Annotated in this window: 1 protein-coding gene; it reads right to left on the bottom strand. The window is 66.9% G+C overall.

Features of this window, described 5'->3' with window-relative positions:
• Positions 1 to 361 (bottom strand): hypothetical protein (locus tag EN906_RS37025; RefSeq protein ID WP_164777748.1); only part of this gene is annotated, 361 nt, incomplete at its 3' end.
• Positions 362 to 411: the final 50 nt, after the last annotated feature.

Below are 411 nucleotides of genomic sequence, written 5' to 3' on the forward strand. Positions count from 1 at the left end.
CGCCGCCCCTCCATTCCGGCGCCGTAGCGGCGGCGTTCATGCGCAAGGTCTGCCCTGCCGTGCCCTTTGCGAGCCTGGCTGGAGCCTTTGCCCCACTCAGATAAAGGATGTCGCCAGCGGCGGTCGATGCTGGCAGAGGCGCGAATATCTGCGTTGCCGCTCCATCGCCAACAGCAATCACATTGTCGTCGGTGTCCCACTGGATCCGCCCTTCGGTCGTCGGAGCCGGTGTTGTGCTCTGTTCAAGCACCAGAGCCGGCCCGGATATGGAGGTACCGGCGGGGATGGTCACCGGGCCGCCGTTCGCCCGCTGGTAGCCGACGCAAGCCCAGTTGCCGCTGCCGAGGGACCGGAGCGTCATGACATCGCCGGCCGCCGTGGTGATGTTCGCAGCGCCAGGCAGGATCAAGC

The sequence above is a fragment of the Mesorhizobium sp. M7A.F.Ca.CA.004.06.1.1 genome (assembly GCF_003999135.1).
Classification (GTDB): Bacteria; Pseudomonadota; Alphaproteobacteria; order Rhizobiales; family Rhizobiaceae; genus Mesorhizobium.